Source organism: Staphylococcus sp. TCBT05, assembly GCF_055179755.1.
The window spans coordinates 862,076-879,426 of sequence record NZ_JBUQDQ010000005.1 but is presented as its reverse complement, the minus strand read 5'-3'; the positions used below and the strand labels follow the sequence as shown (position 1 = coordinate 879,426).

The 17,351-nt window shown below is 31.8% G+C and carries 15 protein-coding genes and 1 riboswitch; of the genes, 5 read left to right on the top strand and 10 right to left on the bottom strand.

Features of this window, described 5'->3' with window-relative positions:
- Positions 1–209: 209 nt before the first annotated feature.
- The 5 genes from ACY191_RS03905 to ACY191_RS03885 all read right to left on the bottom strand — a co-directional run bounded on the left by ACY191_RS03905 (position 210) and on the right by ACY191_RS03885 (position 5,030).
- Complete coding sequence (locus tag ACY191_RS03905) at positions 210–869, bottom strand: NAD(P)H-dependent oxidoreductase (protein ID WP_229366544.1); 660 nt, start codon at positions 867–869, stop codon at positions 210–212.
- Between the two features lie 155 nt (positions 870–1,024).
- Positions 1,025–1,825 (bottom strand): Cof-type HAD-IIB family hydrolase, encoded by an 801-nt coding sequence (locus ACY191_RS03900; protein ID WP_042740308.1) that lies wholly within the window; start codon positions 1,823–1,825, stop codon positions 1,025–1,027.
- A gap of 136 nt (positions 1,826–1,961) precedes the next feature.
- Complete coding sequence (locus ACY191_RS03895; RefSeq protein WP_042740309.1) at positions 1,962–2,492, bottom strand: NAD(P)H-dependent oxidoreductase; 531 nt, start codon at positions 2,490–2,492, stop codon at positions 1,962–1,964.
- Between the two features lie 98 nt (positions 2,493–2,590).
- The gene (locus ACY191_RS03890; protein WP_042740310.1) at positions 2,591–4,117 is read right to left on the bottom strand and encodes a sodium:solute symporter family protein; all 1,527 of its coding nucleotides are present in this window, start codon (positions 4,115–4,117) and stop codon (positions 2,591–2,593) included.
- A 31-nt stretch (positions 4,118–4,148) separates the two neighbouring features.
- A complete protein-coding gene (locus ACY191_RS03885; RefSeq protein ID WP_042740311.1) occupies positions 4,149–5,030 on the bottom strand; it encodes an N-acetylneuraminate lyase in 882 nt (293 codons plus the stop codon).
- 196 nt (positions 5,031–5,226) lie between these two features.
- On the opposite strand from ACY191_RS03885, the gene ACY191_RS03880 reads away from it, so the two are divergent.
- Positions 5,227–6,096, top strand: coding sequence for an ROK family protein (locus tag ACY191_RS03880; protein ID WP_042740312.1), 870 nt, complete (start codon positions 5,227–5,229; stop codon positions 6,094–6,096).
- Between the two features lie 334 nt (positions 6,097–6,430).
- Here ACY191_RS03880 and ACY191_RS03875 read toward each other — a convergent pair whose 3' ends face one another.
- On the bottom strand, positions 6,431–7,228 hold the full coding sequence (locus tag ACY191_RS03875) for a MurR/RpiR family transcriptional regulator (RefSeq protein ID WP_042740313.1): 798 nt from the start codon (positions 7,226–7,228) through the stop codon (positions 6,431–6,433).
- Between the two features lie 157 nt (positions 7,229–7,385).
- On the opposite strand from ACY191_RS03875, the gene ACY191_RS03870 reads away from it, so the two are divergent.
- Positions 7,386–8,057, top strand: coding sequence for an N-acetylmannosamine-6-phosphate 2-epimerase (locus ACY191_RS03870; RefSeq protein WP_042740314.1), 672 nt, complete (start codon positions 7,386–7,388; stop codon positions 8,055–8,057).
- A 315-nt stretch (positions 8,058–8,372) separates the two neighbouring features.
- On the opposite strand, the gene srtA is transcribed toward ACY191_RS03870, so the two are convergent.
- On the bottom strand, positions 8,373–8,948 hold the full coding sequence (gene srtA, locus ACY191_RS03865) for a class A sortase SrtA (RefSeq protein ID WP_042740315.1): 576 nt from the start codon (positions 8,946–8,948) through the stop codon (positions 8,373–8,375).
- 292 nt (positions 8,949–9,240) lie between these two features.
- Between srtA and ACY191_RS03860 the strand changes: the two genes are divergently transcribed.
- Entirely contained in the window at positions 9,241–9,750 is a 510-nt protein-coding gene (locus tag ACY191_RS03860; protein WP_042740316.1) for a GNAT family N-acetyltransferase, read from the top strand.
- Positions 9,751–10,086: 336 nt separating this feature from the next.
- On the opposite strand, the gene thiC is transcribed toward ACY191_RS03860, so the two are convergent.
- The 3 genes from thiC to ACY191_RS03845 all read right to left on the bottom strand — a co-directional run bounded on the left by thiC (position 10,087) and on the right by ACY191_RS03845 (position 14,127).
- On the bottom strand, positions 10,087–11,823 hold the full coding sequence (gene thiC / locus ACY191_RS03855; protein WP_107527908.1) for a phosphomethylpyrimidine synthase ThiC: 1,737 nt from the start codon (positions 11,821–11,823) through the stop codon (positions 10,087–10,089).
- Positions 11,824–11,929: 106 nt separating this feature from the next.
- Positions 11,930–12,030, bottom strand: a riboswitch (TPP riboswitch).
- A gap of 148 nt (positions 12,031–12,178) precedes the next feature.
- Positions 12,179–13,081 (bottom strand): phosphatase PAP2 family protein, encoded by a 903-nt coding sequence (locus ACY191_RS03850; protein ID WP_107527909.1) that lies wholly within the window; start codon positions 13,079–13,081, stop codon positions 12,179–12,181.
- 368 nt (positions 13,082–13,449) lie between these two features.
- A complete protein-coding gene (locus ACY191_RS03845; RefSeq protein WP_042740319.1) occupies positions 13,450–14,127 on the bottom strand; it encodes a haloacid dehalogenase type II in 678 nt (225 codons plus the stop codon).
- Positions 14,128–14,392: 265 nt separating this feature from the next.
- Here ACY191_RS03845 and ACY191_RS03840 point away from each other — a divergent pair, with 265 nt between their 5' ends.
- On the top strand, positions 14,393–14,659 hold the full coding sequence (locus tag ACY191_RS03840; protein WP_042740320.1) for a hypothetical protein: 267 nt from the start codon (positions 14,393–14,395) through the stop codon (positions 14,657–14,659).
- Between the two features lie 575 nt (positions 14,660–15,234).
- A complete protein-coding gene (locus tag ACY191_RS03835; protein WP_229366543.1) occupies positions 15,235–17,346 on the top strand; it encodes a helix-turn-helix domain-containing protein in 2,112 nt (703 codons plus the stop codon).
- Positions 17,347–17,351 lie beyond the last annotated feature (5 nt).

Below are 17,351 nucleotides of genomic sequence, written 5' to 3'. Positions count from 1 at the left end.
GTTAAACAAATCCTATTATTTACACAACAATAAATCAGCTGAGACGTATTTGAAGTCCCAGCTGATTTTATTTTTATTAAATTCAAACTAACTTAATATACTAGAAATTTAATTTTTTTATCCAATATCAAATATACCAACTTAAGACATACTTAATAATCATAGGTCTTATCATTATTAAGTATGTCTAAAATAATTGGCTAAACGAACTATTCTAACCATTCAATAACGTCTGCTTGTGATTGGCGAACCTTTGGCTTTGGTTCCGTCTCTCTATACCCAAAAGCAACCATAACGGATGGTGCAAAATTTGCTTCGTCTAATATACCTTCATCTGATAATAACTTTGTTACACCGTCTAAATCAAATCCTTCAATCGGACATGAATCTATATTTAACAAAGCAGCACTTGTCATCATATTACCCAATGCGATATATGTTTGTTTACGCGCCCAGTCCAATAATGTACGTTCATTGTCATTGATGTGGAAACCTGTTTGGAAGTTATCAAATTTTTCTTCTGTTGCAGGAATCGACTCTGGGCTATATTGTTTCACTTCACGTAATAAATGCTGTACATAAGGAGACTTAGCTACGACATTCTTGCGCGCTAAAATTAATACAAAATGGCTTGCTGTATCGAGTTGTCCCTGTGCGCCCCAACTGATTTCCTTTAGTTTATTACGGAGTGCTTTATTTTGTATAACTACAAATTTCCACGGTTCAAGTCCAAGTGAACTCGGAGAAAGTCGTCCTGATTCGAGAATTGTATTAAATTCCGAATCACTGATTGATTTTGTTGCGTCGAACCGTTTTGTTGCATGTCTAAAGTTGAATGCTTCAATAATTGTATCTTGCATGTGAGTCATGATTACTTTGCCTACCTTTCAAATTGAATACTATTATAGTTTTCAGTATAAGCTACATAGAAACGTAGATTAAAGTAATATGTTTATAATGTATTAATTCATGTAATGATAAATAATTAGAAAAATATAATCTATTAATTATATATTACTGTTACTTATTGCTCTAACACTTTATCCTCTATAACAGTTAATACACCTTGTTCATCATTTGTTGGTGCCACATAATTAGCAACTTCAAACAATGTTTTATCATGACTATTTTTCATTACATAACTATGTTCAGCAAGTTGTAACATGTCTAAATCATTATTCGCATCACCAAAAGCCATGAGTTCTGTTGCTGAAAAATTCCATTTCTGTAATAATCGCTCCAAGGCATAGCCTTTCGTTATACCAGGAATAATTAAATCAATACTATCATGACCACTTGAAACCAGTTTCAGTTCATCTACAAATTGTTGAGTTAACTCATCATCAAGCATTGGATGAGTATCTCTATTTATATCTAAAGCAACTTTAACAAATTCATCCTCCGGTAAATCTTGAAATGAGTCAATTTCTTGTAATTGATGATAATAAAATCTAACAACATCTTTGAATATTTCAGGCGTATCCTTTAATATGTATGCACTTTTCAATCCACATACGATTAAATTTTTAATACCACGTTCAATATTTAAGTAATCTATTATACGTTGATATAGCACTCTATCAAACGAACGATAATCTAATAACTGATCACCTTCGTAAATGACTGCTCCATTTTCTGCTACAAATAACATATCTCTTTCACCAAATATTGATTTCAATTTAGCATATTGATTGCCGCTCGCTGCAATAAACTTAATCCCTTTTTGCTGAAGTTGCTGATAAATGTATTCAAATCTTTCTTTATCATAATTTTTCTTACTATCTAAAAATGTACCATCCATATCAACTGCTATTGCTTTTACCATCTATTTTCCCCTCAAATCCTTTGTTATATAATACCTACATTATATCTATAATCTAGATTGAATCATAGTGAATTGAGACAGTTACATATAGAAAAAAGGCCCATGATTTTGATTCATGAGCCTTCTTAAAAAAATGTTATTTATCAAGTTGCTTAATAAATTCAATATAATCTTTCGCATTTTCTTCAACTTGGCTTGGCGTAATATTCAAAGCACCATAAAGTTTATGAATACCTGCAAAATTAGCTTTAACGAAACGTGTCGTTGCTATCATCGGACTTAATAATGTTTCAACTGAATATTTAACATTTCCCTCTGATGTATAAGATTCTGGTGCTGAACCAATAGACACAGCAATAGCAAAATCTTTATCTGCTAATGCATTACCTGTAGAACCATAAGCCCATCCATAAGTGAATACTTCGTCTAAATATTGTTTAAGCATTGGCGGACTACTGTACCAATATAATGGATATTGGAAAATGATACGGTCATGTGCTTCTAATAGCTTTTGCTCTCTTTCAACATCAATCTTACCGTGTGGATATTCAGGATATAATTCATGAATTGTCACTAAATCTTCTTGCTCAGACAATGCATCGCGCCACTTTTTATTCACTGTAGAATTGGTGATATCTGGGTGTGCAATAATTACTAATGTAGACATTATTCAGATTCCTCGCTTTCAAACTTTCATTAATAGCTATATCTTAACGATTACATTATGAAATTGAAAATAATATGCCCCATCAAAGCTTATAATCGTCACTCAATTTTTGTTTTAGAAATATAAGTTGTTTGTGCATGTCTGTCATAAATTGTCAGTCCTTGAATGTCTTTAGATGCCCCTGGCACCACAATACTAATTAAATAAGAAAAGACAAATGCGATTGCAAACGACAGAATAGATACAAAGAAGGGTGAATTCCCTCCGCCAATACCATTAAATAAGTAGGCAAAGAGAATGCCACAGATTAATCCACAGATTACACCAAATGTGTTCGTACGTTTTGTAAATATTCCTACAGCAAAGATACCAGCAAGTGGCACACCTACGAGACCCGTTACTAGTAAGAATAAATCCCACAAACCATTAGAATTAGAAATGATAAGATAAATTGACATACCATAACCGAATAATCCTGAGACGATTATCATCCAACGTGCAAATAACACTTCCTGTTTATCACTCGATTTTCCAAAAAACCTATGCTTAATATCTACAGAAATACATGCTGAAATTGAATTCAAACTCGACGATATTGTGGATTGTGCAGCTGCAAAGATAGCAGCAATTAATAATCCTGCAACAAAAGGTGGCATTTCAGTTAATATAAAATATGGCACAACAGAAGATGTATTAAAGTCTGATGGCAAGTTAGCTTCATGATTGTAGAATGAATATAACATTGTTCCCATTCCATAGAATAATGGCGCAGAAATTAATGCTAAAATACCATTCATCCAAAGTGATTGTTTCGTTTCTTTCATAGATTCTGATGCCTGATATCTTTGTACAACATCTTGACTTGCAGTATATTGATGTAAATTATTAAAGATATTACCTAAAAAGATAATTGGTATTGATGCAGCTGCTGCATTTACCTTCCAATTATCAGCACTAATAATCTTCTTATGTTCAATAGCATCATTAACAAGTGTACCGAATCCGCCTTGAATATGTGTTACCCCTAGAATAATAATCGCAGCCGCACCACCTAGAAGAATGACACCTTGGATAAAATCACTCCACACCACTCCTTCAAAGCCACCTAAAAATGTATAAAGTATACACAATACCCCTACTAAAGAAGCAACGACAATCGGATTCATATCTGAAACAGAAGTAATCGCTAACGTGGGTAAGTATATTACAATTGCTACACGACCTAAATGAAATAATACAAATAAAAGTGATCCTATCACACGTACACTCGGACCAAACCGAGCCTCTAAATATTCATATGCGGAAGTAACCTTTAACTTTTTAAAAAATGGCACATAAAAATAAATAAGTAGCGGTATGATTGCAACAATGGCAATGTTGCCCGCAATGTACGCCCAGTCCGTCAAAAATGCTTTTTCGGGAGTCGACATAAACGTAATTGCACTTAAAGTTGTTGCATAAATTGAGAAACCAACTGCCCAAGACGGCAATCGACCACTTGCGGTAAAGAAACTATCTGTATTTTGACTTGCCCTTTTAGTAAAATAAGCACCGATTAACAACATGACTACGAGATAAATAATAACTGCTATCCAATTCCAAAATCCAAATCCAACTTGATGCATACACTTCAACTCCTAACTAGATGTCTTAACCTTATAACGAATATGCCTTAATTAATTGATCGAGTTTATTTCTGTGTCGCTCATCAAATGGTTTAAATGGTTTCTTCGGCAGTCCACTGTCGATACCACGTGTCTTTAATACTTCCTTCAATGTAGGATAAATTCCTAATTCTAATACCGTCTCAATAATGTCATTTGATTCATGTTGCAATTGATATGCTTCTGCCACATTACCTTGGTGCACAGCTTCAAATATTTGTCTAGCACGCTTACCATTGATGTTATAAGTAGAACCTATCGCCCCATCAACACCGGAAATAGCAGCTTGAACCAACATTTCATCAAATCCTGAAAGAATCAACTTATTTGGGAAGGCTTTTCGTATACGCTCTAACAAATAAAAATTAGGTGCTGTATATTTAACACCAATAATTCGTTCATGATTAAACAGAGATTCAAATTGGTCAATTGAAATATTAACACCTGTTAAATCTGGTATTGCATAAATGATTAGGTCGTTTTGTGTTGCCTCTATTAAATCAAAGTAATAATCTCTAATTTCCTCAAACGAGAAAGGATAATAAAAGGGTGTAACCGCAGATATTGCATCATATCCTAATTCAGTGGCATACTTCCCTAACTCTATAGCTTCTTTAAGATCCAAAGATCCTACCTGAGCAATCATCTTAGTATCATCAGTAACAGCATCTTTCGCAATTTTAAATATTTGTTTCTTTTGATCTGTGTTTAATAAAAAGTTCTCCCCAGAGCTTCCATTAACATATAATCCATCTAACTGTTCAGTTTCAATTGCATTTTTTGCAATTTCTCTTAAACCATCTACTTTAATGTCTCCATTTTCATCAAATGGAACCAATAAAGCGGCAAATAATCCTGTTAATTCTTTTTTCATAACACAACTAACCCCCAATTTATTAATAAATATGACTAATATGCACAATTACAAAATGTCTAAAATTACTATTTACAACTCAAATTGTAAACGCTACCATAATGAGTATCAATAGATTATTGAAAAATATAACCATTTATATCATGTTTTAATGAAAAACATTTTCAAAAATCATTTTAAAGAAGGAGTGACTCTTATGATTTCTTATAAAATAGCAGTAGATGTAGGTGGCACATCTATAAAGGCGGCAGTGATAAATGATCATCAAATAATAGATCATCTAATTATTCCAACTCCTGATAATCAAAATGAACTGATTATTGATTGTGTTATACATTTAGTGGAACAATTTAAAGTACAATATAATTTAAAGGAATTGAATGTTGGTATTTCTACAGCTGGTGTTGTGAATGAGGTGAATGGGGAAATTGTGTATGCGGGTCCCACTATACCTAATTATAGTGGGACAAATTTTAAAAACGTGTTATCCCCTCTCAACGCTAAGGTACATGTCTATAACGATGTAAATGCTGCGCTATTAGGAGAATTATCACAATATAATTACGATTACGACAATATATTTTGTCTGACGATTGGAACTGGAATCGGTGGTGCTTTTTATTCGAAAATAGGTAACTTGTATAGTGGAGAAAGGCATCGCGCAAATGAGATTGGTTACTTACTTTACCATCCAGAAGAAGGAACAAACTTTGAGCAACGTGCATCAACAACTGCACTTAAGTCACAACTGTCAGCAAATTTAAATTTTAAGAATATTAATGTACCATTCATCTTCAAATATGCTCATGAAGGTAATCAAGAAGCTCAGAAGCTACTGAATCGTTGGGGACAATCAGTAGCAGAAGGTATAGCACAAATTCAAATTATATATGATCCAGGTCTTATTTTAATTGGTGGCGGTATTTCTGCTCAACAAGATAAACTTTTGTCTTTTATCGTTCCACATATAACAACTTATTTACCACATAATTATGGCCATGCGGTCATACAGACAATGCAATGCCAAAATGATGCAGCATTATTTGGAGCGGTTGCTAAATTTTAACTGAGTAATATTTGTTTTTCTGATACTTTGTTTATATATTCGCTAGTTAGATTATTCAGCTAAATACTGGCGCTTTATTTAATGTTTTGATAGACAAGTATTACAATCAAGCAGGGCATAGATAAAAAGGGCAGCATTATGCTGCCTCTCTATTAATTCCAAGCAATACTAATTCACTTTGATTGTTTCATTACATTATCATCATTCGAAGTACTTTCTTACTATTACTTGATAGTTGCGACATGTCGATTCCCATGGGACTAACACATGATGGGAATTGTTTATTAGCTGAGGACACACGTGGCAGGCGTGCTTCAAATCTAGCTATAACACACTACGCATCTAATATTACTTTCTTTGTATTCTGATAAACTTGATGCATATAATCATCATCAAGCAACAAATAACTGACAATATCAATCAAAAATAATGTTGCGATTTGAGTATTTACAAATCTACTATCATTGATTCTAGATTGATCAGTCGTAATTAATACCAAATCTGCACATTCAGTTATTGAACTGCCCTCATAATTAGTGATTGCTACCACAAATGCCCCATTATCATGAGCAATTTTAGCTGCAGCAATCAATTCTACAGTTTCACCACTATTCGAAATAGCTACAAACGTATCAGATTGCGTCAATAACGAAGCAACGATCTTCATTTGATGTGCATCGGTTGATACATTCCCCTTTAAACCCAAGCGCATCATGCGATAATAAAATTCTGTTGCTGACAGTCCAGAACTACCTAAACCAGCATAAATAATTTGCTTACTTCGATTAATCTGATTAACAAAACGCTTAATTTTTTCATCAGAAATAAATTCACCTGTTTGTTGGATAATATCTTGATGATATTTGTGTATACGCTGAATCAATGGACTATTTTCGATTTCCCTATTGGTCATTTCTTGTTGCAAATTAAATTTTAAATCTTGGAAATTTTCATAATCTAACTTATTACTAAAACGTGTGATTGTTGCTGGCGAAGTTCCTATTGCATAAGCAAGTGAATTAATTGTAGAAAAATCATCATTAAATTCATTATTTTGAATAAACTCTACGATTTGCTTATCTGTCTTGGTAAAACGTTGGCGAAAACGTTGCACTCTATTTTCAAACTTCACTATATGACCACCCTTTTCAGTTAATTTTCTCTAGTATAAATGAAAACATTTTTCATAACAAATATATCTATTGATTAATAATTTCTCGATGTTATATTAAACCTATCAGTAATATTCTGTTAAGAAAAAACTACTAAACGTTATGGAGTGTGTCATTATGTTACCTCAAGGTTTAATTGTTTCTTGCCAGGCTTTGGCAGATGAACCCTTATATTCATCGTTTATCATGTCTAAGATGGCATTAGCTGCTTATCAAGGTGGCGCTGTTGGTATTAGAGCAAATTCAAAGGACGATATTATCGCAATTAAAAAGGAAGTTGATTTACCTATTATCGGGATTGTTAAAAGAGACTATCCTGATTCAAAAGTCTTTATCACTGCAACACGTACTGAGGTAGATGAATTACTCGACAGTGGTTGTGACGTAATTGCTTTAGATGCTACAGCCCAACCACGTCCCAATGAATCTCTTGCGGATTTAGTTAAATATATCCGTAATAAAGCACCTCATATCGAAATTATGGCAGATATTTCAACGATAGAAGAAGCCCAACACGCCGATGCATTAGGTTTCGATTATATTGGTACAACATTACATGGTTACACTGAATATACACACGGACATGTGCTATATGAAGACAACTTCCAATTTTTAAAGGATGTATTATCCAATGTACATGCAAAAGTCATTGCAGAGGGTAATGTTATCACACCAGAAATGTTACAAATTGTTGATAGACTCGGGGTACATTGTACTGTTGTAGGTAGTGCAATCACGCGGCCTAAAGAAATTACGCAACGTTTTGTTAATGTTTTAAAAAATGAATAAATATATAACAGACGCGTCTGAGACATGCCATATGCCTGATACATAAGGCACCTTGTTAATTTAGTACAGAATGCATATTAAATTATACGAAAGCGCCTTATTTTTAAGGTGTATTAATATATAATCACATATAAATTTGGTGTGTTTTGGCGAGACTCCTGTGGGAACAGGACAAGCTGAAGACTACAGGCTGAAGCTGGCCCCTAGGAAAGCGAGCCAATAATACGAAATAATAAATAAAAAGGCACTCAGATAAATTGAATTCAATCATCTGAGTGCTATTTTTTGGAATTTGTATTCCAGACTCGTTATGCTTTATACTGCTTTAGCAATAAATATTTTGCGTTTTTCCCATTGTCCTGTCTTTTTATTATAATCATCACAAGTAATTAATGTAAGTTGGTGTTGCTTTGATTGTTGTTCATCTAGCACTTTTACATCACTAGGTTTCACATCATAAATTTTTGAGATTTTGTACTTTCGCTTATCCTTCCCAACTTTAAAGTTAACGACACTGCCTTTATGTGCTTTAGGTAAATTTGAAAATTGATACGTATCCGAGCCTTCGAAAGTATGACCAGCTATAGCTATATTTTGATCATTTAATGATTCGTCTGCTTCAACTAAACTAATGCCTCGATCTAATTGTTTCGGGGTAGCGGGCCCTGGAAATACTGGCGCTTTAATTTTAGCATCAGGCACTTCAATATAGCCTACCATTTTAGATTTATCTTTGGGAATCTCACCAGAAAATTGTTGTTTTTTATCGTATTCCGTTATTTTATCTTCATCGGCTTTCTTTGTTAAATAATTATCAATATGAGGCTTAGCTAAAAAGTAAATTGCAATTAAAATAAAAATGACACCAACTATCCTTAGTAGCTTATTCATTTCTTTTATACTCCTTTAATGTTAGCACTTATATTTCAGAATATAAGTATAGCACAATACATTTAGAATTGGACTAGTCCATATGTTATTTCGCATTCCAAATATTTAAATAAATGAGGAGAATTTTTACAACAATACATTGCAGAACTTAATAATTAAGTGTTAAATAGTATTAAATCACTCATCGTAAATATCTTGGTTTAACTAAGTGTTTCATATTAATTATGAATGCCATACTTTTATAACTGTGATAGTGATTTCTAATTTACTTTAATATAAGGTGGGATGCGCTATGATACGTCATGCTAAGCAATCAGATTTACCGAATATACTAGAAATATACAACGATGCGATCTTGAATACTACCGCTGTTTATACTTATAAACCTCAAACTTTGGCATCACGTGAAACTTGGTTTGAAAATAAACTTAATAAACAAGAGCCTGTTCTTGTATACGATGAAAGAGGTGAAGCGATAGCCTTCGCTACTTATGGTACATTTAGAGATTGGCCCGCTTATCAATATTCTATTGAACACTCTATTTATGTAAATAAACATCATAGAGGAAAAGGGATTGCATCACAATTGCTGGCTGAAATCATCCAAACTGCTCGTAATAATGGCTATAGAACACTTGTTGCAGGCATTGACGCTACGAATGATTATAGTATTTACTTGCATAAAAAATTTAAATTCAAACATTCTGGAACCATTCAAAATGTAGGTTATAAATTTGATAAATGGTTAGATTTAGCATTCTATCAATTAGATTTAAATCCTTCTCAAAGTACGAAACATTAATTTGTGCTATATACATTCAGACTTTTAGCTAGAAGATTTACTTTACAATATTTATATTATTATCTCACTTTCCTAAGATGCCGTCTCAGCCTCGGCCTTCAACTGACACTGCTTCCTTAGGAGTCTCGACCTAATACTTCTCAATATTTTATACCGCTATTATTATATAATTTATAATGCGCTGTGGTTATATTTGAGTAAAGCTCATTTTCTTTTGGGATCATAAAAAGCTCCCTTCAAAGTTTACGTTTTTCAGTAACTACTTTAAAGGGAGCATCACTTCATAGCATAGTTCTCTTATTTTAAGAATGGGAATTTTCGCCCAAAACTCTATCTCTAACGGTAAATCCTACTACCTTTTGAAACAAATTCTTCAGACTTTTGTTTCAATCCTTCTTCTTTTAAATCATTGTGCTTTCTTAAATCGTGAGAGATACGCATCGAACAGAATTTAGGCCCACACATACTGCAGAAATGGGCAACCTTTGCTGCTTCAGCAGGTAGTGTTTCATCATGATATGAACGTGCCTTATCAGGATCTAGCGACAGATTAAATTGATCGTACCATCTAAATTCAAATCGTGCTCTACTAATTTCATCATCTCTTTGTTGTGCTCCTTTGACACCTTTTGCCAAGTCAGCTGCATGTGCTGCAATCTTATACGTGACAACACCTTCTCTCACATCGTCTTTATTAGGTAATCCCAGATGCTCTTTTGGAGTAACATAACAAAGCATTGCTGTACCATAACTAGCAATTTGGGCTGCCCCGATTGCAGACGTAATATGGTCATAGGCTGGTGCAATATCTGTTGTTAATGGACCTAATGTGTAAAAAGGCGCTTCTTGACAATGGAAATCAGCTAAGTCTTGATTTTCCTTTATTTTATGCATCGGAACATGTCCTGGCCCTTCAATCATCACTTGTACGTCATATTCCCAAGCTATTGCAGTTAATTCCCCTAATGTCTTTAATTCCAGAATTTGGCTCTCATCATTTGCATCATATATTGACCCGGGTCTTAATCCATCTCCAAGAGAAATTGCAATATCATAACGGCTCATTATTTCACAAATTTCTTCAAAATGTGTATATAAAAAGCTTTCTTCATGATGCGCTAAACACCATTGTGCCATGATAGATCCACCTCTTGAAACAATACCAGTTAATCTATCCACTGTTGTCGGGACATAACGTAATAATACGCCTGCGTGTATCGTGAAGTAGTCAACGCCTTGTTCTGCTTGTTCAATTAAAGTATCGCGATAAATTTCCCAAGTTAAGTCCTTAGCAGAACCATCTACCTTTTCTAATGCTTGATAGATAGGCACAGTGCCAACAGGAACAGGTGAATTTCTCAATAGATATTCTCTCGTAGCATGGATATTTTTACCAGTAGATAAATCCATAATCGTATCTGCCCCCCAATGAATGCCCCAAACCAACTTTTCTATTTCAGCTTCTATAGAAGAACTGACTGCCGAATTACCAATATTAGCATTTATTTTCACTTGAAAGTTTTTACCTATAATCATTGGTTCTGATTCAGGGTGATTGACATTATTAGGAATAATCGCACGTCCTCGTGCAATTTCTGAACGCACATATTCAGGTGAGACATCTTCTCGTTTAGCTACAAATTTCATTTCTTTCGTGATAATACCTTGTTTCGCATAATGCATTTGTGTAACATTTTGTCCTGTTTTTGCCTTTTTCGGTTGATATTTAAATGGTGTCTCGACAAATTTTTTATGATTATTAGATTTAAATCCGTTATCCAGTGAGACAATTTTCCTACCTTCATATTCCAATGTATCATTTCTATCTTCTATCCATGGTGTTCTTAATTTGGGTATACCTTTTTGCACGTCAACTGTATAACTAGTATCATGATATGGTCCTGCAGTGTCATAGACTAACACCGGTTTGTTAACCGTTGTTCCTTCTTCTGTTACTGTTGGTGAAAGTTGTATCTCTCTAAATGGAACTTGAATATCTGGATCTTCTCCACTCACCCAAATCCTTTGACTTGATGGAAATTGCTTTTTTAATTCTATTTTTTCTTGTTTCATAAAAAAAACTCCTTAGCATTTTATTATTGCTAGGAGACCTGGTCGAAAATCACATATTTAGTGAAGCGACAGTAAATAAAAGTCTACTCTATAGACTTTCCATTTATACTGTACTTTTCTGCTTCCCTACGCTGGTACTAACCAGATCAGGTTCAAAGGGTTGAGACTAATGTCTCTTTCAGCTAACAAGCACCCCTAGCAATTCTTATTAAATTCTAAATTAAACTTAACACTAATAAAAAATAATTACAAATAAATTTGAAAATTAATATAAACATAATCTAGTACAATAAAAACCTAGGATTCTGTTTAACAAATAGAATCCTAGGTACTTATATTAATGTTCTGTTCTATTTTAATGTAAGTGTTTTGCATTCCATTTATAAATCATATAATCTGCTGCTATCATCAATAAAGTAATTAATGTAAAGGCCATGGTTACATCGCCTAAGAAATGTGCACCAATACGCAAACGACTCACACACATGATAATAGTAAACATAAATGCAATAATAAACATACGCTTTTGGGCAACACGTGTTTTAAAGTAAAATGCCCAAAACATTAAATAAGCCGCATCAGTTGTATGACCAGATGGAAATGAACTGTGACCAGTATTACCATTGATTGTAAGCCAATTTGTAAAATGTGCGCCGTCATGACCAATTTCATAAGGTCTTGCTCGCCCCCATAATTCCTTCAAACTATCAATCGTTTCTAATCCTACTAATAATACAAAAAAGCTAACAAATGCAACGCGAACTAATCTTTCTATCTCTGTTTGAGTAACTTGTTGTAACCAAAATTTTGTAACAAATAATGTAATTAACATAAGTAAAATGAATGTGATTAAGAAACTTAGCCCCATTGGTAATGCATTACTGGTATCACCTTCATTACTAGCCACACCTAATGGCTTATGTCGTTCAATATTGTCCATTGTTGCAAAGATATATTTAAATGTTTCAGATACCAAAGTATTAGTTTTTATCAAAGTATAAATAAAAGATAAAAATAAAATGATATATTTAATCAATTTACTTTCAAACTTTGAAAACACATAAAAATTCAAAATAATCATTGAAAGAATCAAAATAACAGTTGGCGGAAAAAGACCTAAATCTTGAAATACTGTCCCAAAGATTGAATTTTGATTCATAAAATGTTTAGATACTGGCAAATCAATAAATAAAGCGAGTACTAAAATAATGCAAAATACAGGTAATGCAATTGCTGTGAACCTTTTTGAAATAACCATGATGCCCTCCTAATTAATATCTTTTAATAATAATTTTAATAACTATTTTATTATTCATGAATTTTATTACTGCTTAACCATACCCATTTTATGCTTATGTATGTTTGAATTAACTAAAATTTTCATGATCTTTGTAGAGATAACTGCAATCTTTTTATATTATTGGAAGCCTAAATTCCATAATGAAATTCTAAATGTGACATAACTGTTAGGTCACAATATCATTTATTCATGATATATTATTTGTGTAGCGAATATAGTTTTTTTAATTTTAAAGTTCTCCTTATTTTTATAAGCATATTTAGCTTCGCTAAATATAAAAAAAGCAGTAAATTCATGTCGACTTAAACATGAATTTTACTGCTTTTTTATTTATGATTTAACTCTAGCCATTTCACCATTTCGCTTACATTACTTACCGTTATCGTTGGTGTTGGACCGTTTACATCAAACTTTTTATTTGTTCGATTTACCCAAGCTGTATCAAATCCAAAGTTACTAGCACCAGTAATATCCCATGAGTTTGAAGAGACAAATAATATATCTTCTCTATTCATATGATAATACTCTAATACAAGTGCATAACTTGCAGCACTCGGTTTATATTGTTTAATTTCATTAACACTAATAAGTGTGTCGATATAACCACCTAGTTCTGAATTATCTATGAGTGGCATTAACATATTATCATTACCATTTGATAGTATACCTACATCAATATTTTTATCTCTTAAATTGGCTAATGATTTAGGTATCTCCTTGTAATAATTTAAATTAAAAAACGCTTCAAACAATCTATTAATATCTTCTCTATTATATTGAATATCATAAACATTTAAAGTATGTCGTAGTGAGTCTTTCGTCAATTCATCAAAAGGGATATATCTTTGCATAACCTGCCTCATAAACATATGTCTTAATTGAGTCTTTTGCCATAACTTAGTAATCTTTGTTGCAGTATCTTCATCAAACTCAATCATTTCATTTTTTAATGAATCCATATCAAACAAAGTACCATACACATCAAAAATAATAGCCTTATACATACTTTCCCTCCTCTGCAACTCCATAAAAATGAAACTTACTTATTATTTTACACAATAAACACACATTCAAAACAATTTAGAATTAAATTTGTTTACGAATCTTGTAATTTTAGTTAATTTATTATCAATAAATATTATATTTGTTCGACAACCACTCTGTATACCACCTAATTATTGATTGTAAATTTTATGTAAATTATATTAAACCAAGCTTTAAATCATTGATTAGTTGGCAATATAAAAGTAAGAGAGGAGGCTGGTTGTTATGAGAAAAATATTTTTCGTCGATTTGTTTAACCTCTTTATTATTACGCTCGGATACATGACGCTTATCTCATTAACGCTACTTGCATTTGATCTTTTTGAAATTAAAACAACCGGTTCAGTATTTTTAGAAGGCTTAAGTTCTATTACAATTTTTAAAATTTATAGCAATTCCATCTTCAATGGTCTATTTACTCTATTCTTAGTCATTACGATTATTTTATTTCTTTACAAAGCATATGATCTATATAGAAAAGACAGCAAATAAATCTTATTATAAGTTTTCTCATTCGTTTAATCTGACAATTCGTGTACCCTTAATAGCAAACAGCTCAGTTAAAGTCCAGAATAAATTAAATAACAAAATAATTGTATATTGTATTAGAAGATTATTAGTTATATAATATTGTGTGAGGATGTATTTTATGTGTTATAAACGGCTATTTAACTTGCCATCTATCATCATAGTTATATTCCATTCCCAGAATTAAACTTTATGCACCCATTTAAACAAAGTAAATAACACAACATTCTCAGTATAACTTCGTTCCTATGGACGAAAATAATAAGAGATCTAAAGTCACTTTCAGGCAGTGTTTTTAGATCTCTTTTTTTATCTTTTAACATATTAATGCTAAGATTATACGTTTATTACTACACCACTTCAAATTATTATTAATTTACTTACAATTTTTGAAAAATTCTCCGCAAAAGTGCTATTTATTAATTTATATCGTCACTTTAATAATAATGTGGGATTATCATTCTTTTTTCTTATTACAGATGTACAATGATTTTATTACTATTAACTGATAGTTCTAATTTCTGACTTAGGTGGTATTTATGATTAGCTCATTAACTGTAAGAAAAGATTATTCAACTGAATTTACGCGCTGCATAAACCAAATTATTATACTACTTCCATTAAATAAACCATGTAAGGTTAATTTAAATGGGATTATTTTGTCCGTTGATAATGGATTAATTATAAATAATTCAGATTTATATCAAATGATTAAATTAGATGATGTTGTCGAATTAAAGATTCCACTTCCCATATTTTTTGAACAAGAGCAATTTTTATCCAATTGTTATTTTGATTTTGCACAAATTCGTAATACTGATCAATTCAGAACTTTGGTATTACAAATTTTATATAATGAAGCCTATTTGACCAATGGTCAGTTACATTACGTAGCAGACATTGTTGATTTTTTGTTAAAGGAAGCCAAAGTCACATTACATACTACTTATGTACCTACTTTACGAACCAAAAATTTACTGGCACAAAAATTAATTCGCTACGTTAATTTAAATATACATGAGCATTTAACTACACAAGATGTCTCAAAAAAATTCTTCATTTCACAATCATATATTTCTATTATGTTCTCAAGAATGCTCAATATAAATTTTAAGTTTTATGTATCATCCTTAAAAGTCGCATTATCCTTGTATGATTTAGTACAACATAGTAAATCTATACATGAGACTGCAACACATTTTAGCTTTACTAATGTGAGTACCTATTCAAAGCATTTTAAAAATTTTGTTCATATGCCTCCAAAAAAATTTATTTATCACTATCGTAGTATGAAAGGCGATCACCCTGTCAAAATTCATACAGACGTTGAATATATTTCGAAATATTTATCTCAACTAAAACAGAATATTAAATTAAAGAACAATGTAATTTCTAATATAAATTTAGATGACTTACAATTTAACAATTACTTTGAACCGATGGTTAACGTAATTCAACTAAACAATTTATATGAACTGATTAATTTTTCAGAAAGCCATTTTGAGTTATTGATTGCGGAAAATTTCTCGAAAGTGAATTTACACATTCATAATGTAGACATTAAATATCTTAATAATTTAGAGTTACAGAAATTGTTAAATATTATCCAGCGGTTAGCAAGTAATGACTTTAAAGTTACATTAACCGTTGCAACAGTTGATCATTTCCATTCCATACATAACGCAATTATCAGGCCATTGGCCAAAACAGATAAACGTCAATCTATATTAAGGTATTTGACATTGATATTTAATCCTGCAAATTGGGAAGACGAATACTTCCAATCTATCATGCAATTACTAACTCAGAGATATCGCAATATGGGCATAGGTATTGTAATAGATAATCTTTTAACTGAATATCAAACGATACCTGAAATAATCAATGCAATCACAATGTATCCTGCAACTAATTATTATATTAATAGTGATCTCAAGTTATTTCATGAATTAATTCACAACAAATTTATTCAGCCCTGTTCTGACTTAAAGCAAACATTTATGCAATTTATTAGTTATCTAGTACCACATTCAAATAAATTAATTATTAACAATGTGACTTATAGCAGTTTATTAAAATACTACGAAAATAGTATAAGTGAATCACATATATTATTATCTCGCCTTTTATTAGACTTAAATGGGAAAATAGCTGGAATCGGCTTTCCACTTTATGCAGCTGATGATGATCAGGTCATGCTTATAGATCAACATCAAAATACGATGCCAATTGTTTATATTTATAGTTTATTAGCACCATTTATTGATCAATATATATTGCGCTTACCAAACGGCATTGTTTGTAAGGTGAATAGTGATTTTCATATGTTACTCATTAACAAAAATAATGCATTAACAAATACAGCGCCTTTAGTTATGTCCGTTACGACACCTTATACAAATGAGTATTTTGTATTTAATAGAATTTTAAATCCTGAACACGGATTGATTACGAATATGATTTCTGCGCAATTGAACCATACGTTTATTGATCCACAAGTATTACAACAAATAAATCAATCTAATCATCCTTTAGCTACGTTAACTTTGCATAGCAATAAACTACCATTATCTATTTCATTAGAGACAGCAACGATACAATATATGATGCTATCTCCAAATAATGACGGAAAACATCATAACTTAAACTAATATTA